Source organism: Aerococcus sp. L_32, from assembly GCF_050689315.1.
In genome coordinates this window covers 1-1,046 of record NZ_JBOEQF010000607.1, presented here as the reverse complement: position 1 = coordinate 1,046, position 1,046 = coordinate 1, and the positions used below count along the sequence as shown (strand labels likewise).

Sequence of the window (1,046 nt, the reverse complement as noted above, 5' to 3'; positions counted from 1 at the left end):
TGAGGGTCACTGATTGATTGCCCAGGGGTATTTTGTTATATTTTGTGTATTAGATTGGACAAGAAAGAGAGGTATTAAATTGAAAAAAGTATTAGCAGCTATAGATATTCAGCAATTATTCATCATCACTTTGGGGACTTTAAGCATGACCATTGGTTTGTATTTCTTCTTAGTACCTGATTCCCTTGTCGGTGGGGGTACTGGAGGTATAGCGCAGGTATTGGCACCATTTATTCCGCTACCTTATTCAGCGATCCTTTTTGCCATTAATATAGTCTTACTGGTCATTGGGATTATGGTGATTGGTAAGGATTTTGGTGGGACAACCCTGTATTCTGTCATCCTCTATTCAGGCTTTTATGCCTTATTCGAACGGTTTGTACCAGTTACAGGGGCAGTTGCTGATGATCCCTTGGTCAACTTGATTTTGGGGCAAGTCCTCCTTTCAACTGGTGTCGGCTTAGTTTTTAATGCCGGTGCTACAACTGGTGGGGTAGATATTATTGCCAAAATAATGAACATGTACCTACCTGTAACCTTTGCGACAGGGGTCATGATTTCCGATATGATTATCTTGCTTGCGAATATGCTGGTATTTGGGATTGAACGTGGATTGTATGCCACAATCGGGGTCCTACTGGCCAATGTGGTTGTTGACCGCGTTATCACTGGTGGTTCTGCAAGATACAACGTGAATATTACGTCAGAAATTGCTGGGGAAATCAACGAATTTATTTTGACAGAATTGGCCCGTGCGACAACAATCTATACGGCTAAGGGTGGATACACTAAGAAATCACGTGCGGTGATTACTACAGTTGTTGACCGTGAAGAATTATTACGGTTGAAAAACCAAGTAACTGAAATGGATGCGAATGCTTTTATGTATGTGTCGCCAGTATCTGAAGTGTCTGGGCGCGGATTCTCTTTTGAAGTGAGGAGAAAACAGTCTCGAATTGCTAAACTAAGAGCGCGTACTTTGAAAGGGAAAAATTCTAGTATCAACAATTAGCCTTTTTGTTCCAATAATCATGTATAATAAAGGT

General features: G+C 41.0%; 1 protein-coding gene. It reads left to right on the top strand.

The features are described 5' to 3' along the window. The first annotated feature begins 79 nt into the window (after positions 1–79). A complete protein-coding gene (locus ACRCJ0_RS15115) occupies positions 80–1,012 on the top strand; it encodes a YitT family protein (protein ID WP_431391026.1) in 933 nt (310 codons plus the stop codon). The last annotated feature ends 34 nt before the right edge of the window (positions 1,013–1,046 follow it).